This window comes from Streptacidiphilus sp. P02-A3a (assembly GCF_014084105.1).
In the GTDB taxonomy this organism is placed as follows: Bacteria; Actinomycetota; Actinomycetes; order Streptomycetales; family Streptomycetaceae; genus Streptacidiphilus.
In genome coordinates this window covers 776706-799911 of sequence record NZ_CP048289.1, presented here as the reverse complement: position 1 = coordinate 799911, position 23206 = coordinate 776706, and the positions used below count along the sequence as shown (strand labels likewise).

The 23206-nt window shown below is 71.6% G+C and carries 23 protein-coding genes; 8 read left to right on the top strand and 15 right to left on the bottom strand.

Features of this window, described 5'->3' with window-relative positions; translation table 11 throughout:
- Positions 1 to 38: 38 nt before the first annotated feature.
- On the bottom strand, positions 39 to 1304 hold the full coding sequence (locus GXP74_RS03750; RefSeq protein ID WP_182449986.1) for an extracellular solute-binding protein: 1266 nt from the start codon (positions 1302 to 1304) through the stop codon (positions 39 to 41).
- Positions 1305 to 1872: 568 nt separating this feature from the next.
- On the opposite strand from GXP74_RS03750, the gene GXP74_RS03745 reads away from it, so the two are divergent.
- Together GXP74_RS03745 and nagA are read left to right on the top strand one after the other, a co-directional pair.
- Positions 1873 to 2817 carry an ROK family protein gene (locus GXP74_RS03745; RefSeq protein WP_182449985.1) on the top strand — a complete coding sequence of 315 codons (945 nt, stop codon included), beginning with the start codon at positions 1873 to 1875 and terminating at the stop codon, positions 2815 to 2817.
- The gene (gene nagA / locus GXP74_RS03740) at positions 2814 to 4007 is read left to right on the top strand and encodes an N-acetylglucosamine-6-phosphate deacetylase (protein ID WP_182449984.1); all 1194 of its coding nucleotides are present in this window, start codon (positions 2814 to 2816) and stop codon (positions 4005 to 4007) included. Before GXP74_RS03745 ends, nagA begins: the two co-directional genes overlap by 4 nt.
- A gap of 108 nt (positions 4008 to 4115) precedes the next feature.
- On the opposite strand, the gene GXP74_RS03735 is transcribed toward nagA, so the two are convergent.
- Together GXP74_RS03735 and GXP74_RS03730 are read right to left on the bottom strand one after the other, a co-directional pair.
- A complete protein-coding gene (locus GXP74_RS03735; RefSeq protein ID WP_182449983.1) occupies positions 4116 to 5033 on the bottom strand; it encodes a carbohydrate-binding protein in 918 nt (305 codons plus the stop codon).
- Between the two features lie 204 nt (positions 5034 to 5237).
- Positions 5238 to 6965 carry a diguanylate cyclase domain-containing protein gene (locus GXP74_RS03730; RefSeq protein WP_182449982.1) on the bottom strand — a complete coding sequence of 576 codons (1728 nt, stop codon included), beginning with the start codon at positions 6963 to 6965 and terminating at the stop codon, positions 5238 to 5240.
- A gap of 460 nt (positions 6966 to 7425) precedes the next feature.
- Between GXP74_RS03730 and GXP74_RS03725 the strand changes: the two genes are divergently transcribed.
- A complete protein-coding gene (locus tag GXP74_RS03725; RefSeq protein ID WP_182449981.1) occupies positions 7426 to 7977 on the top strand; it encodes a flavin reductase family protein in 552 nt (183 codons plus the stop codon).
- 17 nt (positions 7978 to 7994) lie between these two features.
- Here GXP74_RS03725 and arfB read toward each other — a convergent pair whose 3' ends face one another.
- Positions 7995 to 8423 (bottom strand): alternative ribosome rescue aminoacyl-tRNA hydrolase ArfB, encoded by a 429-nt coding sequence (gene arfB, locus GXP74_RS03720; RefSeq protein ID WP_182449980.1) that lies wholly within the window; start codon positions 8421 to 8423, stop codon positions 7995 to 7997.
- A 91-nt stretch (positions 8424 to 8514) separates the two neighbouring features.
- On the opposite strand from arfB, the gene GXP74_RS03715 reads away from it, so the two are divergent.
- Positions 8515 to 9003 carry a hypothetical protein gene (locus GXP74_RS03715; protein ID WP_182449979.1) on the top strand — a complete coding sequence of 163 codons (489 nt, stop codon included), beginning with the start codon at positions 8515 to 8517 and terminating at the stop codon, positions 9001 to 9003.
- A 6-nt stretch (positions 9004 to 9009) separates the two neighbouring features.
- On the opposite strand, the gene GXP74_RS03710 is transcribed toward GXP74_RS03715, so the two are convergent.
- The 5 genes from GXP74_RS03710 to GXP74_RS03690 all read right to left on the bottom strand — a co-directional run bounded on the left by GXP74_RS03710 (position 9010) and on the right by GXP74_RS03690 (position 13416).
- Positions 9010 to 9675, bottom strand: coding sequence for a GNAT family N-acetyltransferase (locus GXP74_RS03710; RefSeq protein WP_182449978.1), 666 nt, complete (start codon positions 9673 to 9675; stop codon positions 9010 to 9012).
- Positions 9676 to 9768: 93 nt separating this feature from the next.
- Positions 9769 to 10527 (bottom strand): DUF4239 domain-containing protein, encoded by a 759-nt coding sequence (locus GXP74_RS03705; protein WP_182449977.1) that lies wholly within the window; start codon positions 10525 to 10527, stop codon positions 9769 to 9771.
- 51 nt (positions 10528 to 10578) lie between these two features.
- Positions 10579 to 11961, bottom strand: a complete 1383-nt coding sequence (locus GXP74_RS03700) for a family 2B encapsulin nanocompartment shell protein (protein ID WP_182449976.1) — start codon at positions 11959 to 11961, stop codon at positions 10579 to 10581.
- Positions 11962 to 12129: 168 nt separating this feature from the next.
- Entirely contained in the window at positions 12130 to 12918 is a 789-nt protein-coding gene (locus GXP74_RS03695; protein ID WP_182449975.1) for a S9 family peptidase, read from the bottom strand.
- A 63-nt stretch (positions 12919 to 12981) separates the two neighbouring features.
- The gene (locus tag GXP74_RS03690; protein ID WP_182449974.1) at positions 12982 to 13416 is read right to left on the bottom strand and encodes an Lrp/AsnC family transcriptional regulator; all 435 of its coding nucleotides are present in this window, start codon (positions 13414 to 13416) and stop codon (positions 12982 to 12984) included.
- A gap of 174 nt (positions 13417 to 13590) precedes the next feature.
- On the opposite strand from GXP74_RS03690, the gene GXP74_RS03685 reads away from it, so the two are divergent.
- From GXP74_RS03685 to GXP74_RS03675, 3 genes are all read left to right on the top strand, one after another.
- Positions 13591 to 14355, top strand: a complete 765-nt coding sequence (locus tag GXP74_RS03685) for a tryptophan 2,3-dioxygenase (RefSeq protein ID WP_182449973.1) — start codon at positions 13591 to 13593, stop codon at positions 14353 to 14355.
- Positions 14345 to 15595: a kynureninase gene (gene kynU, locus GXP74_RS03680; protein ID WP_182449972.1), complete on the top strand. Its 1251-nt coding sequence runs from the start codon at positions 14345 to 14347 to the stop codon at positions 15593 to 15595. The genes GXP74_RS03685 and kynU overlap by 11 nt, the downstream gene beginning before the upstream one ends.
- Positions 15596 to 15691: 96 nt before the next feature.
- The gene (locus GXP74_RS03675; RefSeq protein ID WP_182449971.1) at positions 15692 to 16744 is read left to right on the top strand and encodes a DMT family transporter; all 1053 of its coding nucleotides are present in this window, start codon (positions 15692 to 15694) and stop codon (positions 16742 to 16744) included.
- A 20-nt stretch (positions 16745 to 16764) separates the two neighbouring features.
- On the opposite strand, the gene GXP74_RS03670 is transcribed toward GXP74_RS03675, so the two are convergent.
- The 6 genes from GXP74_RS03670 to GXP74_RS03645 form a co-directional block, all read right to left on the bottom strand.
- Positions 16765 to 17262, bottom strand: a complete 498-nt coding sequence (locus tag GXP74_RS03670) for a DUF3180 domain-containing protein (RefSeq protein WP_182449970.1) — start codon at positions 17260 to 17262, stop codon at positions 16765 to 16767.
- 94 nt (positions 17263 to 17356) lie between these two features.
- The gene (folK, locus tag GXP74_RS03665; RefSeq protein WP_182449969.1) at positions 17357 to 17944 is read right to left on the bottom strand and encodes a 2-amino-4-hydroxy-6-hydroxymethyldihydropteridine diphosphokinase; all 588 of its coding nucleotides are present in this window, start codon (positions 17942 to 17944) and stop codon (positions 17357 to 17359) included.
- On the bottom strand, positions 17941 to 18300 hold the full coding sequence (folB, locus tag GXP74_RS03660; protein WP_182456125.1) for a dihydroneopterin aldolase: 360 nt from the start codon (positions 18298 to 18300) through the stop codon (positions 17941 to 17943). The genes folK and folB overlap by 4 nt, the downstream gene beginning before the upstream one ends.
- Positions 18301 to 18512: 212 nt before the next feature.
- Positions 18513 to 19001, bottom strand: a complete 489-nt coding sequence (locus GXP74_RS03655) for a nuclear transport factor 2 family protein (protein WP_182449968.1) — start codon at positions 18999 to 19001, stop codon at positions 18513 to 18515.
- Complete coding sequence (gene folP, locus GXP74_RS03650) at positions 18998 to 19858, bottom strand: dihydropteroate synthase (RefSeq protein WP_225447697.1); 861 nt, start codon at positions 19856 to 19858, stop codon at positions 18998 to 19000. Before folP ends, GXP74_RS03655 begins: the two co-directional genes overlap by 4 nt.
- A 4-nt stretch (positions 19859 to 19862) precedes the next feature.
- Positions 19863 to 21743: a phosphatidylglycerol lysyltransferase domain-containing protein gene (locus GXP74_RS03645; protein WP_370468369.1), complete on the bottom strand. Its 1881-nt coding sequence runs from the start codon at positions 21741 to 21743 to the stop codon at positions 19863 to 19865.
- A gap of 211 nt (positions 21744 to 21954) precedes the next feature.
- Between GXP74_RS03645 and GXP74_RS03640 the strand changes: the two genes are divergently transcribed.
- Positions 21955 to 23175: an esterase family protein gene (locus GXP74_RS03640; RefSeq protein WP_182449967.1), complete on the top strand. Its 1221-nt coding sequence runs from the start codon at positions 21955 to 21957 to the stop codon at positions 23173 to 23175.
- The last annotated feature ends 31 nt before the right edge of the window (positions 23176 to 23206 follow it).

Below are 23206 nucleotides of genomic sequence, written 5' to 3'. Positions count from 1 at the left end.
GTCGATCACCGCACCGGCCGCGGGTGCTGCGGGTGGTGTTAGTTGTTGCTGCTGCTGGCGAAGGCCTGGAGCTCGCCCAGGACCGTGCTGGCAGCGCCGGGGCTCGCCACCGCGGCGCCGATGGTGTTCTGGATCTTCTTGGTGACCGGAGTCCAGTTGCTGTTGGTCGGGTACTGCGAACCGTTCGGCAGCGCGGCCAGGAACGGCGCGTCGACCGGGTTGCTCGCCGACAGCGCGGCCGAGGCCGAGCTGGTCGCGGGGAGCAGGTCGTACTCGTTGTCGAACTGCTCCTGGTACTTGTCCTGGTAGGCGAAGTCCAGGAACGCCTTGATCTGCGCGGCGTGACCACCGAGGTTGAAGGCGGTGATGTCGTCGTGGACGGCGAGCGGCGTGGTCAGCGGGCCGTTCTTGCCGGGCATCGCGACGTCGCCCCAGTCCGCGCTCTGCAGCTTGCCGGCGGTGTTGATGATCGGGACCAGCGCGCCGGAGCCGCCGACCATGCCGACGTCGCCGCTGGCGAAGTCCGCCCAGGCGGTCTTGCGGTCCTGGGTGGCCGGACCGGCCTCGGTGTCACCGGCCTTGACCAGGTTCGCCATGAACTGGAAGGTCTCGATGTTGTTCGCCGAGTTGATGGCGTACTTGCCGGTGCCGTCGGTGTAGTTGCCGTCGTTGCCCAGCATCCACATCAGCGACTCGCCCTGGGCCTCCTCGGTACCCAGCGGCATGTCGTAGCCGATGTTGCCGCCCGGCAGCGCCTTGATCGCGGCGGCGTCCGACTCCAGCTGCGCCCAGGTGGTCGGCGGGCTGGCGATCTTGGCCTGGGTGAACAGCTTCTTGTTGTAGAAGAGCACGCGCGAGCTGGTGGTGAACGGCGCGCCGTAGGCGATGTTGTTGGTGTCCTCCTGCTTGACGAACACCGGGATCAGGTTGCTGATGGTGCTGGCCGACATCACGTCGGTCAGCGGGTACAGCAGGTTGTCCGCGGCGAACTCCTGCGGCGCGTCACCCTCAAGGATGTCCGGGTACTGCTTGGCCTGGAACATCGCCGTGGTCTTCGTCTGGTAGTCGGTCCAGGGGATCGTCTGCACGTGGACCACGATGCTCGGGTTCGCGGCGTGGAAGGCGTCCGCGATGCCCTGCCAGTACGTCTGCGAGCTGTTCGCGGTACCGGCCGTGCCGTAGTCGGCGGCGAGCAGGTTGATGGTGGTGACCCCGCCGGCCGACGAGGACTTGGAGGAACCACTGGAGCTACATGCCGTCAGGGCCATGGCGCCGGCGACGCCGAGAGCAGAGAGAGCGAGCATACGACGCTTCAACGAAACTACCGCCTTCGCAGATGCGAACCCGGTCCTGGCCGGGTCCGAATATGAGTCCAAGGTCGGCAGTTGTGACCGGCGGGCGTGTGAGGGAGCACCCGCTCTGGCCGGAAGACCTGCCGTCCCCGTTGTGTCGGCAAGTCTGTCCGCGAGCCGCACAAGAGGTCTACACCATTTACCGAATAGCTGAACTTCGTTGCATCCTGTGCAACGACATTCGGGACAAACCATTCCTATTCGCATGACCCGAAGAGAGCAGACGGTCCGTCAGATGCCATTCCGTGACCAAACCCGCCATCCGGGCGAGGAATTTTCTCGAACCCCCTTGTGGAATCGTTGGGCCTTTCACCTGCACTTCCTGTTGGTCTAGACCACAGAGTGGCCCTTTCGGGCATCCGCGCAGCTCAAGGGCGCGGCAGCGATTCGCTACTCTCCGTAGGCATGGGGCCGCACGACCTTCCGAAATCGGATGAGACGGGCATCTCATGCTTTTGGACCAGACCAATCCGAAGACTGGACTAGACCTCTACTCCCTCGGAAAGGGAGACTGTCCCCCGTGAAGCACGTGATCGCACTCGATGTCGGCGGGACCGGCATGAAAGCCGCCCTCGTCGCCCAGGACGGCGCCCTCCTCCATGAGGAGCGCCGCCCGACCGGCCGGGAACGCGGCACCGACGCCGTCGTCGCCGGCATCCTCGACTTCGCCGCGGACCTGCGCGACGCGGGTCTGCGCCGCTACGGCACGGCGGCGTCCGCCGCCGGGGTCGCCGTGCCCGGGACGGTCGACGAGCGGAACGGCGTCGCCGTCTTCTCCGCCAACCTCGGCTGGCGCGACCTGCCGATGCGCCAACTGCTCAGCGAGCGGCTGGCGGACGGCGGTCACCGGCTGCCGGTGGCGCTCGGCCACGACGTCCGCACCGGCGGCTTCGCCGAGGCCAGGATCGGCGCCGGACAGGGCATCGACCGCTTCCTGTTCATCGCGCTGGGCACCGGCATCGCCGGCGGCATCGGCATCGACGGACGGATAGAGGCCGGGGCCCACGGAAACGCGGGCGAGATCGGCCATGTGATCGTCCGTCCCGGCGGGCCGCAGTGCGGCTGCGGGGCGCGCGGCTGCCTGGAGACCCTGGCCTCCGCCTCCGCCGTGTCCCGGGCCTGGGCCGCCGCCAGCGGCGACCCGGACGCCACCGCGGCGGACTGCGCCAGCGCGGTGGCGGCGGGCGACAAGCGGGCCGTGGAGGTCTGGGCGGACATGGTGGCGGCGCTCGCCGACGGCATCATGGCGGCCCACAGCCTGCTCGACACCCGCACGGTGATCGTCGGCGGCGGCCTGGCCGAAGCCCGGGACACCCTGTTCACACCACTGCGCGAAGCGGTCGCGGAACGGATCACGTTCCAGGTGCCGCCCGTGCTCGTACCGGCGATGCTCAAAGACACCGCCACTTGCCTGGGCGCAGGGCTGCTCGCCTGGGATCTGCTCTCACTGGAGGTGACCGCGTGAGCAACGCGGACCGCACTGTGCTGGCCGGGGCCAGGATCGTCCTGCCCACCGGCGTCGTCGACAACGGTCGGCTGGTGATCGAGAACGGCCGGATCACCGAGGCGGCAGCAGCTCCCGACAGCCCCCCGACGGAGGGCGTACCGCCGCTCGACCTCAGCGGGTACACGGTGGTCCCCGGCTTCGTGGACATGCACGTCCACGGCGGCGGCGGCGCCTCGTACGCCTCCGGCATCGCCGAGGAGGCGCTGACGGCGGCGCGCACCCACCTGGAGCACGGCACCACCACCACCGTGGCGAGCACCGTCACCGGCGAGATCGACGAGGTCTGCCGCCAGGCGTCGGTGCTCAGCGAGCTGGTCGAGCAGGGCGTGCTGGCGGGGGTGCACTTCGAGGGCCCGTTCATCAGCATCAACCGCTGCGGCGCGCACCAGCCCGACCTGCTCCGCGACCCGGATCCGGCGCTGGTCCGCAAGCTGGTGGACGCCGCGCGCGGCACCGCCAAAATGGTGACCCTGGCCCCCGAGCTGGAGGGCGGCATCGAGTCCATCCGGCTGCTCAAGGAGCTCGGGGTGATCGCGGCGATCGGCCACACCGACGCCAACTACGACAAGGCGCTGGCCGGGATCGACGCCGGAGCCACGGTCGCCACCCACCTGTTCAACGCCATGCCCGCGATCGGCCACCGCGCGCCGGGCCCGATCGTGGCGCTGCTGGAGGACGAGCGGGTCACCGTCGAGCTGGTCGGCGACGGTGTGCACCTGCACCCCGCGGTGATCGACCTGGCGATGACCGGCGCCGGTCTGGACCGGGTGGCGCTGATCACCGACGCCATGTCGGCGGCCGGGTTCGGCGACGGCCTCTACCCGCTCGGCCCGCTCCAGGTCCGGGTGCAGGACGGGGTCGCCCGGCTGGTCGAGGGCGGCTCGATCGCGGGCAGCACGCTCACCCTGGACGTCGCCTTCCGGCGCGCGGTCAGCATCAACGGCCTCTCGCTGTCCCAGGCTTCGCAGGTGCTCTCGCTCAACCCGGCCCGGCAGCTGGGCATCGCCGACCGGGCCGGATCGCTGGAGCCGGGCAAGTACGCCGACCTGGTGGTGCTGGACGACGCCTACGAGCTGGTCGCGGTGATGCGCCAGGGCGAGTGGATCAGCGGCGCCGACCGCTTCCAGCGGGTCGCGGCAACCGCCTGACCCGGCAGGCCCGCTGACGCCACGCCAGCTGACGGAACGACAGAGCCCGGTCCGGCACCCGAGGGTGCCCGACCGGGCTCCGGCTGTTCACCCGGCAGCGGGATACGGCTACGGCCAGGGCGGCGTGCTGCTGGACACGGTCACCGCGAGCTGGTCCACGTTGACCCCGGCGTTGCTGCCGGTGGCGTAGCTCACCTCGATGGTGTTGCTGCCGGCGTTCAGCGTCACCGGCGTGTAGGAACGCTGCCACGCCTGGTCCCAGCTGGTGCTTCCGGACCAGTTCTTGAGGTTTATCGTCAGCGGCAGCGCCTTGCCGTCGACCGTCAGCGTGAACGGGTCGGGGTTGCCGCCACCGGCGTTGGCGTAGTGCACCCAGAAGGTGTACGAACCCGCCGTCGGCACGCTGACGTTGCTCCAGGTGATGCTCATCCCGGAGGCGGTCAGCGGGACGAACTTGCCGTCGGTGGAGGCCGCGCCGGTGTGGTTGTTCGTCGGCACCGCGCCGCCGCCGAGGGTCATCCCGGAGACGTTGGTCGCGCCCGGCAGCGCCGCCGGGGCCGAGGCCGAGGGGGTGCTGCTGGCGGAGGGGTCGGTGCTGGCGCTGGTGACCGGGCTGTTGCTGGGCGAGGCGACCGGGCTCTTGTCGCCGCCGCTGTTCAGCAGCGCCACCCCGATACCGATGACCACGGCCAGTACCACGCCGACGGCGCCGTAGGTCACCCCCCGGCTGCTGCCGCCGGAGCGGCTCTGCGCCCGGCCGCCGCCCGTCGGCGGAAGCGGGCTGGTCTGCTGCTGCGGCGGGGCCTGCTGCTGGTACTGCTGCTGGTACTGGGGTGCCTGCTGACCGCCGGGCTGCTGGCGGGGCTGGCCGTACTGCATCCGGCCGACCTGCGTCGCCTGCTGGTAGGAGGTGCGCGGAGCCCCCGGCTGCTGGGCCGCGTTCCTGGCGTCCTCGCCCTCCTGCCCCCGGTAGAGGTATGCGAACGGGTCGTCGTCCTCGGGCACGCCGTTGTCCTCGGCTGTCATCGAGTCGTCAACTCCCCAGTGGTGTCATGGCCCTCGGCTCCCGCGCGGCGGGAGGGAGAAGGTCAACGTACATGATCGAATCAGGGCGGAGCACCCTCGCGCGCGCCAGACGGAGGACATGCCCGTGCGGGGAACACTACCTCGTACGGGTGACACCGAGGTACGGACGGGGGCCCCGCGGGGGCTCCGGAACGACCCCGTCGATCACCCCGCGCGCCGGTGGGACCGCCCGCCAGCAGGGCCGTTTCCGTTGCCGCCGGAGCGCGAGCGCTTTTCCAAGTACATACGTTCGTCGGCAGTGTGCAGCACCTCGTCGATGGACATCCCGCAGCCCGCCCAGCCGATCCCCAGGCTCACCCCGACCCGGACCGCCCGGCTGTCCACCCGCATCGGCGGGGTGATCGCGTTCCGCAGCCGTCCGGCGAGATCCCGGGCCTCGTCCCGGCCGACGCCGTCGGCCAGCACCACGAACTCGTCGCCGCCGAGCCGGGCCACCGTGTCGCCCTCCCGGACGACGTGCTGGAGCCGCCGGGCGACCTCGATCAGCACCGCGTCCCCGGCGCTGTGGCCGAACCGGTCGTTGATCGACTTGAAGCCGTCCAGGTCGCAGAAGACCACCGCGAGCCCGCGCCCGCCGCGCCCGTCCGGGGCCGCGGCGTCGGCCCCGTCCGGCAGCACCGCGTGCACGTGCTCGAAGGCGCCGGTGTCGAAGGAGCCGCCGTACGGGCTCTCGTAGCTGGTCAGGCCGTAGCCCCGGAGCTCCCCGGGCAGCCGGGGCGCCTCGGCGCCGTCCACAGCCTGTGGACTGTCGCACAGCCGCAGCCGCAGCCGGGTGCGCAGCTCGGCCGCGTTCGGCAGCCCGGTCAGCGCGTCGTGGCTGGCCCGGTGCGCGAGCTGGAGCTCGTGCCGCTTGCGGTCCTCGATGTCCTCGACATGGGTGAGCAGGAAGCGGGTGCCCTCGGTGGTGTCCGCGACCACCGAGTTCCGCAGGTAGACCCAGAGGTAGCCGCCGTCCCGGCGGGCCAGCCTGACCTCCGCCCGGCCGTTCTCGGCGGACACCCGGCGCAGCCGGCCCTCGTCCTCCGGGTGGACCAGGTCGGCGAAGCTGTGCCGCTGGAGCGACGTGCGCGGGCGGCCCAGCAGGCGGCACAGGGCGTCGTTGACCCGGGTCAGCTTGCCGCTGCCGACCCCGTGCAGCTCGGTGATGGCCATGCCGCTGGGGGCGTACTCGAAGGCCTGCCGGAAGCTTTCCTCACTGGCCCGCAGGGTCTGCTGCTCGCGTTCGAAGCGGACCAGCGCCCGCTGCATCTCGGCCCGCAGCCGGGCGTTGCCGATGGCGATCCCGGCCTGCTGGCTGAACATCGCCAGCGCCTCGCGGCCCCAGGCCCCGGGCCGTCTGCCGTTGCGCGGGCGGTCCACCGACAGCACCCCCAGCAGCTCGCCGCCGAGGCTGTACATCGGCGCGAACAGGCAGTCGTCGGGGTGCCAGGCGTCCGGGTGCCAGTCCTCGGCGATCCACGGGTCGCCCTCCAGCGAGACGAACTCGTCCACCACCTGCCCGCCCCAGCTGGGGATGTCGCAGGAGCTGGCCCAGGCCCGCTCGTGCGGCACGAAGACCAGGCTGCCCCAGGACTCGCCGACGTTGAGCAGCCGGTCCCAGGACTGGCGGGAGCCGGTCTGGCCGAGCATGCTGCCGATGGCGTCGTCCGACTCGCCGGACGCGCCGAGCTCCCAGACCGCGGCGACCACCAGATCGCCGTCCGGTCGGACCAGGTTCACCGCGGCGGCCTGGTAGCCGAGGCCGGAGACGGCCCCCTCGACCACGGCCTGGAGCGTCCCGGCGAGGCTGCGGGCGGCGTTCAGGTCGGCCACGATGCGGTGCAGGCTGCGCAGGGTGGTGAGACGGACGTACGGCTCAGACTCGGTTTCCATCACGCGCTCCCCTCCGCGACAGCGACGCTTCGGGCCCACCCCGGTGGACTCCCTGGGGGTTCCCGTCATTCCTATCGTCCGATTGCCAAACAAACTGAATCACAGGGAGCACACCATCCGGCACTCTGGGTCAGCAAATGAAAGCCACTTGTGACCCAACTCACACAACTGTCCACTCCTGATAAGCAGTTCATCTAGGACAAACCACATCATTCGTCACCAGGAGTACAGGCTCTGTGTCGGCCACATCCGACAAGAACTGAAGGGTACGGGCCGCCAGCAGGTCCCAAACGTTCACTCCTGGGGGTGATGGGGCCCCGTCTACCCCCACTGATGGCCGAATCACTCGCATACTCGAACACATGCAGGTCGCCTAGGACCTCTGTCGCACTCGCCAATCCGCCGCTGGGCCGATGCGTCACGCGACCTCCGAAGATACGGTGCTGGGGTGTACAACGCCATGACGACCCCCGCCGCCGCAGACCACTCCCCGGAACCGGCCGAACCGCAGGCCACCCCGGAGGAGTTCCGAGCCGCCCTCGGCCAGCTGGCCTCGGGCGTGGTGCTGCTCGCCGTGCACGACCCGGAGGACGGCGCCCGGGGTGAGGACATCGGGATGACCGCCACCGCCTTCATGTCCGTCTCGCTGGAGCCGCCGCTGGTGCTGGTCTCGGTGCGGGAGGACTCGCGGATGGACGACACGCTGTCCCGGGTCGACCACTGGGCGGTGTCGGTCCTGGCCGCCGGGCAGCGGGTGACCGCCGCCCGGTTCGCGATGAAGGGCCGGGTGAGCGACCGGCTGCTGTTCGCCGACCTGCCGCACGAGCGCGGCCCGGCCAGCGGCGCGCCGCTGGTCAGCGACGCGCTGGCGACCGTGGAGTGCCGCACCGAACAGCGGATATCCGCCGGGGACCACGTCCTGCTGATCGGCCGGGTGCTGTCGGCCCGGGTGGGCCGCCCGAGCGGCGGGCCACTGACGTACTTCCAGGGCCAGTACCGGCAGTTGGGCTGAAACCGGACCGGCTCGGCTCAGTCGAAGCCGCCGGACCGGCCGCGCTTCACGTCCGAACGCCGCTTCTTCTCGGCCAGCCGCCGCTCCACCGCTCCCCGGCTGGGCCTGGTGGCCCTGCGGCTCCGGGCCGGGGGCGCCACCGCCTCGCTGAGCAGCGCCGACAGCCGGACCGCCGCCGCCTCCCGGTTGCGCCACTGCGAACGGTGCTCGGAGGCCCGGACGACCAGTACCCCGCCGTCGGTGAGCCGACCGGCCAGGCGCTCCAGGGCACGCTCCTTCCACACCGGGGGCAGCGCGGTCGAGGCGGCCAGGTCGTAGCGGAGCTCCACCTGGCTGTCGCTGGTGTTCACGTGCTGCCCACCCGGACCGGAGGAACGCGAGAAACGCCACAGGAGCTCGGTGTCGGGCAGGACGACCGAGCCGCGGACGCGGACGGGAATGGACATGTCCCCCATGGTCCCGCCCCGGACCACCGGACGCCAGGCAATAAGACCCGGCGCGGACAGGCCGGGTCCGGGGGCGTGGGACCATCGACCGGTGATCGAGCTCGGCTACTCCCTGTCCAACCGCTTCCCCGACCCCCCGCAGACCGACTACCGGTCCGCCGGGACCCGCTCGCTGCGGCACGACCTGTTCTGCGGCGACGTCTACCTGGAGGTCGACGGCCGGGACCTGTCCACCGCCTGGGGCTGGGTGCCGGTGCTGGACTTCGCCTGGGCGGTGTGCGACATCGTCGAGCGGCTCGACCGCGACCCGGCCGGTTCCCGCGCGGCCGCCCTGCGCACCGCCGAGCTGGACTTCACCGAGTCGGCCGACCGGCTGCGCTTCAGCCGCCGGTTCAACTGGGTGGAGATCCACGCCGACTGGACCGACGAGCCGCCGCTCACCGTGCGCCACAGCGAACTGCGGCGCGAGGCGCGGGACTTCCTCCAGGACGTGCTGGCCGACCTGGCCGACATGCACGAGGGCCTGGCCGACAACCCCACGGTCTGGGAGCTCCAGGCCCGCTTCCCGCGCGAGCCCTGAGCGGTTTCAGGCCCCGGTCCCGGCCCCGGTCCCGGCCCCGGCCCCGGTCCCGGCCTCGGCCCCGGCCTCGGTCGAGCGGCCGAGGAGCAGCACCGACGGTGTCGGCCGACCGACCAGGTGGAAGCCCAGCCGGTCGTAGAAGGCCCGGGCGCCGGTGTTCCGGGTCGCCATGCCGAGGTGCACGGCGGCCACCCCGGCCTCGCGCAGGGCCGCCAGGAAGGTGCCCATCAGCGCCCGGCCCGCGCCCTTCCCCTGCGCCCGCGGCAGCAGGTCGATGTGCAGGTGCGCCGGGTAGCGGTCGACCACGTCCCCCTCCAGCAGCACCTCCGGGTGGTGCAGCTGCCGGATCCGCTCGGCCTGCGGCCCCTCGCCGCTGCCCTCCGGATAGCGGGCGGCCACCGTCGGCAGCCACGCGCTCAGGTAGGCCGCGACGAAGCGCCGGGTGTCGGCCGTGCCGATGATGTAGCCGAGCGGCAGATCCGGATCCGCCTCGTCGGCCAGCACGAACGCCAGCTCCGGCTCCAGTTCCAGATAGGGGCCGGTGAAGATGTCCGGCAGGATCCGCGGGTCCGGGAACAGGTCGGTGGCGTCGGCCCCCGCGTCCCCGGTGCGGACACAGATGTCGTACAGGGCTTCACGGTCGCTCGGACGGTACGGGCGGATGATCGGCATCCAGCCAGCCTAGGGCCGGGCCCGGGCGCTCGGGCAGTGCTTTCCGCACCGGCCCCCACCGGCTGCCGACCGCCCCCACCACCGCCGGCCGCTTCAGCGCGGTGGCGGCAGTCGGCTGAGGAACACCTGGAAGGCGGTCGGATCGACCTTGGTGACCCCGGCGAAGGGGTAGTCCATCTCCTTGATCAGGATCAGCGAGGCCACCACCAGCGCCCCCAGGACCAGCACCATCAGGCCGTGCGCCACCGAGTTCGACATCCCGAACAGGAAGGTGAAGCCGATGGTCAGCACCGCTCCGATGATCAGCGCGACCCACAGGATCGGCGGCACCGAGTCCTGCACCTCGTCCAGCCGCTCGCGGCGGGCCGAGGCCAGGTTCTCCACGTCGGTGACCGCGTGGTCGTAGAGGACCTGCTGCTGCATCGTGGTCGGTTGGTAGGAGAGCACCGAGGCTCTTATGGCGTAGACCAGATCGGTCGCCGCCGGACTGCTCCGGTGCTTCTCCATCAGCGGCCACTCGTCGTTCTCGACCGTGGTGGCGTAGTCGAGGGTCTCGTGCTCTATCTGCGCCCCGAGCGGCAGCGGCAGCGACCGGGAGATCCAGTAGACCCCGGCCAGCGAGTCGGCCTCGTTGAAGGTGGTCTGCTGGGCCGCGCCGACGCCGCTCCACACGGAGACGACGACGAAGCCCAGCAGTACCGCGTACAGCACGCCGACGCCCGCGAAGATGAACCCGGCCACCTCGTTGTGCCGCTCGCGGTGCGGATGCGGGACATAGCGCTGCACCAGCCGCAGCGCCAGGGCGATGGCCGCCAGAGAGGCGACGAAGATGAGGACGTCCGTCCAGCTCACTGCGGAACTCCGAATCTGTCGCGGGAGTCGGGCGTGGGGCGGACCCGGGGGTCAGTCCCGGGGGTGGGCCACCTCGACGTTCTCCAGCACCCCCAGCGCGTCCGGGACCAGCACCGCGGCCGAGTAGTAGGTGCTGACCAGGTACTGGATCACGGCCTTCTCGTTGATGCCCATGAAGCGCACCGACAGGCCCGGTTCGTACTCGTCCGGCAGCCCGGTCTGGTGCAGCCCGACCACGCCCTGGTTGTCCTCGCCGGTACGCAGCACCAGGATCGAGCTGGTGTGGCCGCCGTTGACCGGGATCTTGCTGCACGGGAAGATCGGCACCCCGCGCCAGGACGGGATCCGGTGCCCCTCGACGTCCACCGAGTCCGGGTACAGGCCGCGCTTGTTGCATTCGCGGCCGAAGGCGGCGATGGCCCGCGGATGGGCCAGGAACAGCCGCGAACCCCGTCGGCGGGAGAGCAGTTCGTCCAGGTCGTCCGGGGTGGGCGGGCCGCTGTGGGTGGAGATCCGCTGACCGTGGTCGGCGTTGGCGAGCAGCCCGAACTCCTTGTTGTTGATCAGCTCGTGTTCCCGACGCTCCTTCAGTGCCTCCACCGTGAGCTTGAGTTGCTGCTCGGTCTGGTTCATCGGGTGGTTGTAGAGGTCGGCCACCCTGGTGTGCACCTGGAGCACGGTCTGAGCCACACTCAGTTCGTACTCCCGGGGCGACAGTTCGTAGTCCACGAAGCTTCCGGGGAGCTCCGGCTCGCCGTCGTGACCGGCCGCGAGCGAGATCTCGGCCTGGCCGTGGCCGTCCTGCGCCTGCCCGACGGCGTCCAGGTAGGCCTCCACCTGGGCCCGCAACGCCTCGGATCGGCCCGCGAGTTCGGCGAAGGCCGCGCGCGGCAGCACCAGCAGCGTGCCGGCGGTGGCCGCCTTGGCGGTGTACTCCCAGGCGGCGGCGTCGCCGGTCAGCGCCTCGTCGCCGAAGTGGTCGCCGTTGGCGAGGGTGCCCAGGACCGCCTCGTGGTCGCCGAACTTGCCGTCGCCGAGCTTCCGGATCTTGCCGTGGGCGACCACCAGCACGTGGTCGACCGGGGCGCCGCGCTCGGCGACGACCTCGCCCTGCTCGAACTCACGCTGTTGGAAGCGCCCGGCCAGCTCGGTGAGCAGGTCCTGGTCCTCCAGACCCCGCAGCAAAGGGAGTTCGGCGAGCGTCGGCGGGACGATCCTGACCTCGGAGCCGGTCTGCGCGAAGCTGAGCCGCCCGCGTCCGGTGGCGTAGGTGAGCCGGCGGTTGACCCGGTAGGTACCGCCGGTGACCTGGACCCAGGGCAGCATCCTCAGCAGCCAGCGCGAGGTGATGCCCTGCATCTGCGGCGGCGTCTTGGTCGTCGTCGCGAGATTCTTCGCTGCGGCTGTATTGAGTGCGGTCTGCTCTTCAGTCATCTCTAGCTGTCTCCCCAGAAGCTGGTGTGACCTGCGCTCCCAGAGTGACCGATGACTTCAGTGACGAACCATTCCCCGAACGAGTGAGCATGTTCGATTAGCAATCGGGGAAGCGGTACCCGCTGTTCCCATTCCCGATCATGGCTGGATTACCTCTTTGACGTCTCGTCAACTGTCGATTGCGGCAAGCAGATCCGGCCACGCCGTGGAAAGCGGGTCGATAAGCGCAAAGTGGTCCAGACCAGATAGTTCGACCAGTTCCACGGAATCGCCAGCGCGTTCGGCCCGGGCGGCGTACTCCCGGCTCATGGCCACCGGCACCTGCTGGTCGGCGGTGCCGTGCAGCAGGGTCACCGGCACCGCGAGCGGCAGCAGCGCGGCCGGGTCCGCCAGGGCGTAGCGCTCCGGGACCTCCCGGGCGCTGCCGCCGAGCAGGTCGGCGGTGGCGTTGTCGTCCAGCTCCCAGGCGTCGGCCAGGTCCAGCACCGAGCAGCCGGCCAGGGAGACCACCCGGTCCGGACTCCACCGGCTGCGCCAGGGCGATTCGGGCGGCATCCGGTGCCGGGCCGCCGCCCAGAGTGCCAGGTGACCACCGGCCGAATGGCCGAGCAGCACGGTGCGCCGCGGCCGGACGCCGCGGGCGGCGCAGATCGTGCCCAGCGCCTCCAGGCAGGTCGACACGTCGTCGAAGGTCCCCGGCCAGCCGCCGCCCGGGCCGCCGACCCGGCGGTACTCGGGCACGGCGACCGCGTACCCGGCCCGGGCCAGGGCGTCGGCCAGCGGCCCGGTGTGGCCGCGGTCGTACTCGTGCCGCCAGAAGCCGCCGTGGACCAGCACCACCAGCGTCCCGGCCGGGCCCGGCGGCAGCCGCAGGTCCACCACCTGGTCCGGGTGCGGCCCGTAGGCGGCGGTGCGGTCCGGGGGCGGGGCGGGGCGGGACAGGACTTCGCGGCTCACATCGGCTCCTCGGTCTCGGTGGGGGTGCGCGGCGTCGGCGGGGGTCGGTCGGCGGGGCGGCGGTCAGGCCGGTTCGACCGGGCGCCACAGCACCGGGCTGGAGAGGATCATCGTGCTCGACGGCTGCCCGTACTCGGCCAGCCGGTCGATCAGCGCCTCGAACTCCGCCATCGACGCCACCGCCACCATCAGTACGCAGCAGGCCCCACCGGTGACCCGGTGCAGCTGCTGGACCTCCGGCCACTCCCGGACCTCCGGATCCCGCAGTACGCAGCGTGGCCCGTAGCACTGCACCTGCACAAGGGCGCTGACCGGACGTCCCGCCCGGACCAGGTCCACCTGGGCGTGGTAGCCGGTGAGCACCCCGGCCGCCTCCAGCCGCCGCACCCGCTCGGCGACCGCCGGGGAGGAGAGGTTGACCCGGCGCGAGAGCTCGTTGAAGGACAGCCGGGCGTCCCGCTGGAGTTCGGCCAGCAGCCGCCGGTCCACCGAGTCCATTGATCTGCCTTCCGTTCGGTAAGCCTTCTGTCATATCGCCTTGCACATGCTAGGACAAAGCCCCGAAGTCGCATCCGACGGCCATTCAATCCAGGCTGTCATCGGACGCAGAATGTCGGTGCGACGGGACAGCACACCAGCGCTGCCGCGGAGCCGAGAGGAGCACGACGCGCCATGGCCACAGCCGCAGCCGCGACCCAGCCGAAGGTGGACTTCGGCGAGCCGACCACGCCCTACGCCGCCTACGCCGGGATCGACACCCTGCACTCACTGCTCCGCCCGCGCAGCACCGAGCCCGCCGAGACCAGCTTCATCGTCGCCACCCAGGTCATGGAACTGCTGTTCGACCTGCTCCGGCACGAGTGGACCCAGGCCCAGCAGGCACTGCGGAACGACGACCTGCCCGGCGCCACCGCCGCGCTGCGGCGCGGCCTCGGCGTACAGGACGTGCTGGTCTCCTCCTGGGACCTGCTGGCCACGATGACCCCGGTCGAGTTCGCCTCCTTCCGCCCCTACCTCGGCGAGGCCAGCGGCTTCCAGTCGTACACCTACCTGCACCTGGAGTTCCTGCTCGGCAACAAGGAGGAGCGGCTGCTGCGGCTGTACGCGGGCAGCCCCCGGGTCCACGCCGAGCTCACCGAGACCCTGCGCGCGCCCAGCCTGTACGACGACGCCGCACGGCTGCTGCGCGCCCGGGGCGCCGACAGCTGGGCCGCCGCCTACACCGACCCCCGGCACCACGAGCTGGCCCTGCTCGGCGAACTGCTGCTGGACGTGGCCGAGCGGGTCACCCGCTGGCGGCAGCGGCACCTGAGCGCGGTGAAGCGGGCCATGGGCGACAAGCCGGGCAGCGGCGGCTCCAGCGGCCTGAGCTGGCTGCGCAAGGCCGCTGAGCAGGACGTCTTCCCGGAGATCTGGGAGGCCCGCAATGTCCTCTGAGGACATTCCGGTGGCGGTGCTCCCGCTCTCCCGCCGCGCCGCCGAGGACCTGGACGCCGCCGACCCGCTGCGCCCCCTGCGGGCCCGCTTCACGCTCCCCGAGGGCGTGGTCTACCTCGACGGCAACTCCCTCGGCGCGCTGCCGGTGGACACCCCCGCCCGGGTCGCCGAGATGGTCACCCGGGAGTGGGGCCAGGGCCTGATCCGCAGCTGGAACGACGCCGGCTGGTACGACCTGCCGCGCGGCCTCGGCGACCGGCTGGCCCCGCTGGTCGGCGCCGCCGCCGGGCAGGTGGTGGTCTGCGACTCGACCTCGGTGAACCTGTTCAAGGTGCTCACCGCCGCGCTGCGGCTGCGCCCGCAGCGCCCGGTGATCGTCTCCGAGCTGGGCAGCTTCCCCACCGACCTGTACCTCACCGAGGGCGTCGGCGCGTACCAGCGGCGGCTCCTCGGCCGCGACGGCGACACCCTGGAGCAGCTGATCGGCGCCGACACCGCCGTGGTGCTGCTGTCGCACGTCGACTACCGGACCGGGCGGCTCCAGGACATGGCCGCCGTCACCGAACTTGCGCACCGGCACGGCGCGCTGATGGTCTGGGACCTGTGCCACTCGGCCGGAGCGCTGCCGGTCCGGCTGGACGACTGCGGCGTGGACTTCGCCGTCGGCTGCACCTACAAGTACCTGAACGGCGGCCCCGGCTCCCCCGCCTTCCTCTACGCCGCCGCCCGGCACCAGCAGGACGCCCGGCAGCCGCTCACCGGCTGGTTCGGCCACGCCGCGCCGTTCGCCTTCGAACCCGACTACCGCCCGGCCGAGGGCGTCGGCCGGTTCCTCACCGGCACCCCGCCGCTGCTCAGCTTCGCCGGACTGGAGGCCGCCCTGGACGTCTGGGACGACGTCGACCTGGACGCGCTGCGGGCCAAGAGCCTGTCGCTGAGCACGCTGTTCCTGGAGCTGACCGCGCCGCTGGGGCTGGAGCCGGTCACCCCGGCCGCGCCGGAGCAGCGCGGCAGCCAGGTCTCGCTGCGGCACCCGCAGGCGTACCGGGTGATGCGGGCGCTGATCGACCGGGGCGTGATCGGCGACTACCGCGCCCCGGACGTCCTGCGCTTCGGCTTCACCCCGCTCTACCTGTCGCACGCCGAGGTCTGGCAGGCCGCCGAGACGCTGCGGGAGGTCCTGGACTCCGGGAGCTGGCGCGACCCGCGCTTCGCCGCCCCGACCGGGGCGGTGACCTGAGCCGGCGCGCTGACCTGGGCCGGAGTTATCGAGCTGGAATCTGACACCAGCAAAAGAGCGAGACACACCTGTCGGCGGGCTGCCACACTGAGCTCCATGCGCAAGCCCGCCCCTGCCTCCCGGCGCACCGTCGGCCTGTTGTTGATCCTGCTCTCCGCCTGCTCCTTCGGCGGTTCGGGGACAGCGGCCAAACCGCTGATGGACGCCGGGCTGACGCCGCTGGACGTGGTCTGGCTGCGCGCGGCCGGTGCCTCGCTGGTCCTGCTGCCGGTCCTGGTCAAGCACCGGGACCTGCCCCGCCGCCGCCCCGGCATGCTGCTCGGCTTCGGCCTGTTCGCGGTCGCGGGCTGCCAGGGCCTGTCCTTCGCCTCGCTGGCGCTGATCCCGGTCGGCGTGTCACTGCTGATCGAGTACCTGGGGCCGCCGCTGCTGCTCGGCTACGTCCGCTTCGTCCAGCGGCGGCGGGTCAGCCGCCAGGCGGCGGTGGGCGCGGCGCTGGCGCTGGTCGGCCTCGGCTGCGTGGTGCGGATCTGGGACGGCTTCGGCGGGCTCGACCCCTGGGGGGTGCTGCTGGCCCTGGGCGCCGCGTTCTGCCAGGTCGCCTACTTCGTGCTGGCCGAGGGCGTCGGCCACGGCCAGGCCGCGGAGCCGGGCGCCGAGCGGGCCGCCAGCCCGGCCGGGACGCCGCCTCGGGAGCCGGTGGACCCGATCGCACTGAGCGCCTACGGTCTGCTGATCGGCGCCCTGGTCTTCACCGCCGTGGCCCGCCCCTGGGCGATGAGGTGGTCGGTCCTCACGCACGACGCCGATCTGGGCGGACACCACGTCCCGGCGCTGCTGCTGCTCGGCTGGGTGGTGCTGATCGCCACCGTGCTCGCCTACGTGACCGGCACCGCCGCCGTGAGTCGGCTGTCCGCCCCGGTGGCCGGGGTGATCGCCTCGCTGGAGGCGGTGATCGGCACCGTGCTGGCGTGGGTGCTGCTCGGCCAGCACCTGGCGCTGCCGCAGATCATCGGCGGTCTGCTGGTGCTCACCGGCGCCTGCGTGGCCCAGACCTCGGGCGTGTCGGCCCCGGCCCCGGCCCAGAACCCCGTCGTCGTCCAGAACCCCGCCCCCGCCCGGACGGAGCTGGACACCGTCACGCCCTAGCTAGGGCCGGTCCTTCGGACCTAGTGGCGCTGCCGCGTGGACGGGACGCTGCCGAACTCGTCCGGGTCCTCCGGCAGGCGGCAGATGTGCTGGAGCCACAGGCCCGCCGCCATCACCGCGATCCCGGCGGCGACCGCCAGACCGGCGGTCACCACCTGGCCGTGCCGCCCCGGCACCGAGTCCCACATGCTCGACAGGAACACTCCCATGCCCCCGTAGATCCCGGTGACCAGCGCCGACACCAGCGCACTCGCCTGGCCGAGGACCACCGAACGGGCCGCCGCCAGCGGATCGACACCCTTCGCCCCGGGCACCCGGTCCCGCTGTGCCCGCAACCGCGAACGCAGCGAGACCGCCGTCACCACCAGCACCACCGCGATGATCGCCAGCACGATCGGAGCGGCCGTGGGCACGCCGGGGAGCGTCCCGACGGAGTTCCACAGCCGGGAACCACCCCACGACAGCAGGCCGGTGACCAGCGTGATCGCGACGAGGACGACCGGGCGTAGCGGCTTCAACACTTCTCCCTCAAGGAACTGCGGCGACTCAAGGAACTGCGGCAAATCGGGACTGCGGCAACTCGGAGCAGGGGAACACGCAGCACCCCGGGGGCTACTGCGGGAGGTGCAGCTCGATGTCGTCGCGCCGGGTCACGCCCTGCTCGCCGACGGCCGCCAGCAGCGCCGCGACCGGGCCGTGGCCGGCGAGTTCGGCCTCCGGGTCGGCGTCCAGCCAGGGCGCCAGCACGAAGGCGCGTTCATGGGCACGCGGATGCGGCAGGGTCAGCTCGGCCCGGTTCAGCACCACGCCCTCGTAGCTGAGGATGTCGACGTCCAGGGTGCGCGGTCCGAACCGGACCTCGCGGACCCGGCCGAAGGCGTCCTCGACCGCGTTGGCGCGTTCCAGCAGGGACTGCGGCGGCAGCGTGGTGCGCAGCACCAGTACCGCGTTCAGATACGAGGGCTGGTTCTCCGGACCGCCGACGCCCTCGGTCTCGTAGACCGCCGAGACCGACTTGATCCGGACACCGGGGGTGTCCTCCAGCGCGTCGACGGCACCCTGAAGGGTCTCCAGCCGGTTGCCGAGGTTGCTGCCCAGGGCGATGACGGCGCTCCTGGGGTTGGACAAAGTGACATCGGCCGAGTCGACCTGCTGCTCGACCTCGGGAGAGACGGGAGTGGTGGTGGGGTCGCTGCTCATTCGCGGCTCCGTACGATGGTGATGGTCACGTCGTCGAACGGCACGGTGATCGGGGCGTCCGGCTTGTGCACGGTCACCTCGACCTCCTGTACCGCCTCGTGCTTCAGGCACTGGTCGGCGATCCGCTGGGCCAGGGTCTCGATCAGGTCGACGGGGTCGCCCTGCACGATGGCGACCACCTCCTCGGACACGATGCCGTAGTGGGCGGTCCGACTCAGGTCGTCGCCGGAGGCGGCGGGCCTGGTGTCGACGCCCAACACGATGTCCACCACGAAGGTCTGGCCCTGCTCCCGCTCGCGCGGGAAAACCCCATGGTGGCCACGGGCGCGAAGGCCCTTCACCGCGACACGGTCCAGCAATCGAATCACTCCCACTGTCCAAGCGGCCCGCCCTGCGCAACACAGGAAGGAGCGCGGCCTGCGTCGTTGCCTGCCGGAATCAAACTACCCCCGGGCACCGACAGCCCCCGCCGCGCGGGTACCGCCCGCAGGGTGAACGCCGGATCCGGATCCGGAATTCCCGCCCCCGGCGGCCCTGACCGCCGCCGGAACCGGCCGCCGGAACCGCGCTACTCGTCCGCGCCGCTGGTCAGCACGGGTGAGCCGTGGTGGGAGAAGAGCCGCCAGCCACTGTCGGTACGCCGGAAGAGGTTGGTCGAGACGACCCTTCCGCCGACCAGCGGACCCAGTTCGCCCTCCTCCTCGGCCTCCCCGCCGGACAGGATGTTCTCGGTGCAGGTGACAAGTGCCACATCGGCGAGCACCTCCACGGTGACGTCGGTGAGGAAGAACTGGATGTAGTCGGTGTGCGCCATGATCAGCGCGTACGAGCGCAGCACCGAGGCCCGGCCGCGCAGCACCGGCCAGCCGGGGTGGACGCAGACCGCGCCGCTGACGTCGTCGGCGTCCGCGCCGGACACCCAGACGTCGGTGAGCGCGTCCAGGTCGCCCGCCTCCAACGCCGCGTACAGGGCCGCGTTGACGGCCTCCACCTCGGCCGCCACCGCCGAGCGCTCGGAGGAGCCCGAGGCGCCGGCCGCCGGTCCGCCCCCGGTCATCCGCGCGCCCCGCGCAGCGCCGCCTCGACCCGGACCGCGTCGGCGGTCGCCGGGACCTCGTGCACCCGGACCGCCCACGCGCCCTGGGCGGCGGCCAGCGCCGAGACGGCCGCCGTGGCGGCGTCCCGGGCCCGGGCCGGGCGCAGTTCGCCGGTGGACGTGTCGGCCAGCAGCGTCCCCAGGAAGCGCTTGCGGGAGGCGGCCACCAGCACCGGGCGGCCGAGCCTGGTCCAGGCGTCCAGTCGGGCGAGCAGCGCCCAGTCGTCCGTCCGCCCCTTGGCGAAGCCGAGTCCGGGATCCACGATCACCTGGGCGGGGTCGACCCCGCCGGACACCACCGCGTCCATCTGGCGCTCCACTTCGTCGATGACCTCGCCCACTACATCCCCGTAGGAGGCCAGGTCATCCATGGATGCGGACTGTCCGCGCCAGTGCATCACCACAAAAGGAACACCTGTGCGAGCGGCGACGCCGACCATGTCCGGGTCCGCCCGGCCGCCGCTGACGTCGTTGATGATCCGCGCCCCGGCCTCCACCGCCGCCTCGGCGACGGCCGCGCGCATGGTGTCCACGCTCACCGCCACCCCCTGCCCGGCCAGCCCGCGGACCACCGGCAGCACCCGGCGCAGTTCCTCCTCCCGGGTGACCCGGACCGCGCCCGGGCGGGTTGACTCGCCACCGACGTCGACCAGGTCGGCGCCCTGCGCGACCAGCTCAAGGCCGTGCGCCACGGCCCGGCCCGGGTCGAGCCAGAGCCCGCCGTCGGAGAAGGAGTCAGGGGTGACGTTGACGATACCCATCACCCCGCAGCGGCCCCAGTCGTCGATGCCGGGAAGGGGGCTCTTGTACGCGTTCATGGAGTCATTGTGGCTGGGTCGGTGCCGGGGCGTCGGTCCCGGTCCCCGCGGTCTCGCCGGAGGCCTGCGCCGGGAGCGACCCGGGCGGCACCGGGGCCGCCGACGCGGCCACCTTGCGGCGGCCGAACCGGCGCAGGCCGCGCGGCAGCTCCATCACGATGAAGGCCTCGGCCTGGAGCGCCGACAGGCCGATCCGGGGCAGGTCGCGGGCGGTCGGGTAGACCAGGAAGCGGGGCTCCCAGATCGGCCGGAACTTGGCGTTGAACTTGTACAGCGACTCGATCTGGAACCAGCGCGAGAGGAAGATCAGCAGCCCGCGCCAGGCACGCAGCACCGGCCCGGCGCCGATCCGCTCGCCCCGCGCCAGCGCCGAACGGAACATCGCGAAGTTCAGCGAGACCCGGTCCACGCCGAGCTCCGGGCAGGCCTGCAGGGCCTTGACGATCAGCAGCTCGTTCAGCCCCGGGTCGGCGTCGCGGTCGCGGCGCATCAGCTCCAGCGAGATGCCGTCCCGGCCCCAGGGCACGAAGTGCAGCACCGCGCGGATGTCGCTGGCCCCGGGCGCGGCGCCCTCGGGCAGCTTGTGCGCGGTGATCACCACGCAGCCCTCGTCGAGCGGGTCGCCGAACCGGCCCAGCGCCATCGAGAAGCCGCGCTCGGTCTCGGTGCCGCGCCAGGCGTCGGCGGCGTAGCGGATCTGGTCCCGCTCGATTTCGGTCAGCTCGTCCACCCGGCGCACCCGGCACTCGTAGCCCGCGCGCTCGATCCGCTTCACCATCTGGCGGACGTTGCGCATGGCGCGGCCCTCCAAGGTGAAGTCCTCCACCTCGACGATGGCCTCGTCGCCGATCTCCAGCGCGTCCAGGTCGGCCTCGCGGGTCCACACCTCGCCGCCGACCTCGCTACAGCCCATCACCGCCGGGACCCAGGCGTAGCGGTGGGCCTCCTCCATGAAGCGCTTGATCGCGCCCGGCCAGGCCTCGACGTCGCCGATCGGGTCGCCGGAGGCGAGCATCACCCCGGACACCACCCGGTAGGCGATGGCGGCCTTGCCGCTGGGCGAGAAGATCACGCTCTTGTCCCGGCGGAGCGCGAAGTAGCCCAGCGAGTCGCGCGCGCCGTGCTTCGCCAGCAGCTCCCTGACCTGGTGCTCCTCGTCCCCGCTGAGTTCGGCGATCGGCTTCGAGGGCTTGGTCAGCAGCCACAGCGTGCTGACCGCGGTGAGCAGGCCGAGCGCCGCGAGCGAGTAGTACACCAGGTCGCTGACCCGCTCGGACTGGTAGTGGATCGGCCCGCCGATGCCGAACAGGCCCCAGACCACCTGCCAGAAGCGCTCGCGGATGCTGGGCGAGCCGCCGAGGGTCCGCTCGTGCGAGCTGACGATGACCAGCCCGAGCCCGAAGCTGAAGATCGACATGCCGATCAGGTTCCACAGCGCCCGCCAGCGGGTGCGCGGGTCCGACAGCGCGTAGAACTCGCGCCGGTTGACCAGCAGGATCACGAACACCACGAGCGCCACCACGGCCGTGCCGCGGTGGTGCCAGCGCAGCAGCTCCAGCGCGGCGCCCACCGGCAGCAGCACCACCACGGCCTTCCAGGCCCGCTGCTTCCGGCGGCGCAGCGCGTGCGCCAGCATGATCAGCAGGATGCCGACCACCAGCTCGGCGGCGGTCGCCAGGGTGTTCACGCCTGGGAGGAAGCTGGCAAGCTCGCGGACCCTGGTGTCCCGCAGCCGCGGCTCGACGGCGCCGACGATGTCCACCAGGCCGATCAGCGCGGTGGCGTAGCCCATGGCGGCGGGCACCCAGGGACGTGAGGCGCCCGCCACGCTGGGTAGCTGAAAGCCCTTGTGAGGGTGGGAATCGGCGGGGCTGGCGTCGTTCATAGGGGACCAGAGTAGGGCCTTCAGTCATGACTTCGGTCAGACCCCAGTAGGAGAGGGTCATCTCAAGGCATGAGTTCTGGCCGGGGGCATAACGTTTTGCTAAAACTCAGCAACTTCCCAGGCATGCTGAAACGTCTGGTAATCCGTCGGCCGAATCTCCGACCCGGCGGAACCAGTGACGCCGATCACCCTCTCCTCGGGAAGTGGACCCATGGGACTCACCAGCCAGAAACTGCAGACATTGGTCGCGGTACTCGCGATCGTCTGTTTCGCAGCCACGGTCTGGGTGTGGCCCCGGCTCAGCCGTCGCACCGTCCTCGCCTTCCTCGGCCGGATCGGGCTGCTGCTGGCCAGCCAGCTGCTGACGCTGGCGGCGATCGGCCTGGCCGCCAACAACTGGGGCGGGTTCTACAGCTCCTGGGGCGACCTGCTCGGCACCGACCAGGGCGGTACCGCGGTGATCACCAACGGCGTCCAGCCCAGCGCGGCCGACGGCGTGGCCGGGGTGCAGGTGCTGAACAGCAAGCCGGTGCCGCTGATGATCCCCGGGGCCGTCGGCAGCGGCGGCACGCTGCAGAAGATCGTGGTCCACGGCTCCGGTACCCGGATGTCCGAGCCGGCGTACGTCTACCTGCCGCCGCAGTACCAGGACCCGGCCTACGCCGGGCACCGGTTCCCGGTGATCCTGGTGTTCACCGGCTACCCGGGAACGCCGGAGAACCTGATCACCCGAATGAAGTACCCGACGGTCGCCGCGCAGGCGATCTACCAGAAGCAGTTGCAGCCGACCGTGCTGGTGCTGATGCGCCCGTCGGTGGCGATGCCCCGGGACACCGAGTGCCAGGACGTGCCGAACGGCCCGCAGGCGGAGACCTTCTTCACCAAGGACCTGCACCAGGCCATGGCGGCGCACTACCGGGTCGGCACCGCCGGGGCGAACTGGGGCGTCATCGGTGACTCCACCGGCGGCTACTGCGCGCTGAAGCTGACCATGCGCCACCCGGAGGCGTTCACCGCCGCCGCCTCGCTGTCCGGCTACTACCAGGCCGCCGAGGACAGCACCACCGGGAACCTCTTCGGCGGCAACCAGGCGCTGCGCGAGCAGAACAACCTGATGTGGCGGCTGAGGAACCTGCCCGCACCGGCGGTGTCGGTGCTGGTCGCCAGCAGCCACCAGGGCGAGTACGACTACCCGGCCACCGAGAAGTTCATCGCCGCGGTGAAGGCGCCGATGCGGGTGTCCTCACTGATACTGCCCAGCGGCGGCCACAACTTCGACACCTGGAACCGGGAGACCCCGCAGGCGCTGCGCTGGCTGGGCGCCAGACTCCAGGCCCCGCAGGCGGACCCGGGGCAGCCGGACCCGGCGCGGCCGGGCGCCCCGGGGCCCTCGGCGAGCGGATCGGCGAACCCGGTGATCAAGCCATCATGAGGACCACCGATAATTTCACTGGAGCTCACTC

Bases quoted from the DNA above. Each gene is read 5' to 3' on its own strand.
- GXP74_RS03750 (WP_182449986.1), bottom strand. From the start codon at position 1,304: ATGCTCGCTCTCTCTGCTCTCGGCGTCGCCGGCGCCATGGCCCTGACG.
- GXP74_RS03735 (WP_182449983.1), bottom strand. From the start codon at position 5,033: ATGACAGCCGAGGACAACGGCGTGCCCGAGGACGACGACCCGTTCGCA.
- GXP74_RS03730 (WP_182449982.1), bottom strand. From the start codon at position 6,965: ATGGAAACCGAGTCTGAGCCGTACGTCCGTCTCACCACCCTGCGCAGC.
- GXP74_RS03725 (WP_182449981.1), top strand. From the start codon at position 7,426: ATGACGACCCCCGCCGCCGCAGACCACTCCCCGGAACCGGCCGAACCG.
- arfB (WP_182449980.1), bottom strand. From the start codon at position 8,423: ATGTCCATTCCCGTCCGCGTCCGCGGCTCGGTCGTCCTGCCCGACACC.
- GXP74_RS03710 (WP_182449978.1), bottom strand. From the start codon at position 9,675: ATGCCGATCATCCGCCCGTACCGTCCGAGCGACCGTGAAGCCCTGTAC.
- GXP74_RS03700 (WP_182449976.1), bottom strand. From the start codon at position 11,961: ATGACTGAAGAGCAGACCGCACTCAATACAGCCGCAGCGAAGAATCTC.
- GXP74_RS03690 (WP_182449974.1), bottom strand. From the start codon at position 13,416: ATGGACTCGGTGGACCGGCGGCTGCTGGCCGAACTCCAGCGGGACGCC.
- GXP74_RS03685 (WP_182449973.1), top strand. From the start codon at position 13,591: ATGGCCACAGCCGCAGCCGCGACCCAGCCGAAGGTGGACTTCGGCGAG.
- kynU (WP_182449972.1), top strand. From the start codon at position 14,345: ATGTCCTCTGAGGACATTCCGGTGGCGGTGCTCCCGCTCTCCCGCCGC.
- GXP74_RS03675 (WP_182449971.1), top strand. From the start codon at position 15,692: ATGCGCAAGCCCGCCCCTGCCTCCCGGCGCACCGTCGGCCTGTTGTTG.
- folK (WP_182449969.1), bottom strand. From the start codon at position 17,944: ATGAGCAGCGACCCCACCACCACTCCCGTCTCTCCCGAGGTCGAGCAG.
- GXP74_RS03655 (WP_182449968.1), bottom strand. From the start codon at position 19,001: ATGACCGGGGGCGGACCGGCGGCCGGCGCCTCGGGCTCCTCCGAGCGC.
- folP (WP_225447697.1), bottom strand. From the start codon at position 19,858: ATGAACGCGTACAAGAGCCCCCTTCCCGGCATCGACGACTGGGGCCGC.
- GXP74_RS03645 (WP_370468369.1), bottom strand. From the start codon at position 21,743: ATGAACGACGCCAGCCCCGCCGATTCCCACCCTCACAAGGGCTTTCAG.
- GXP74_RS03640 (WP_182449967.1), top strand. From the start codon at position 21,955: ATGGGACTCACCAGCCAGAAACTGCAGACATTGGTCGCGGTACTCGCG.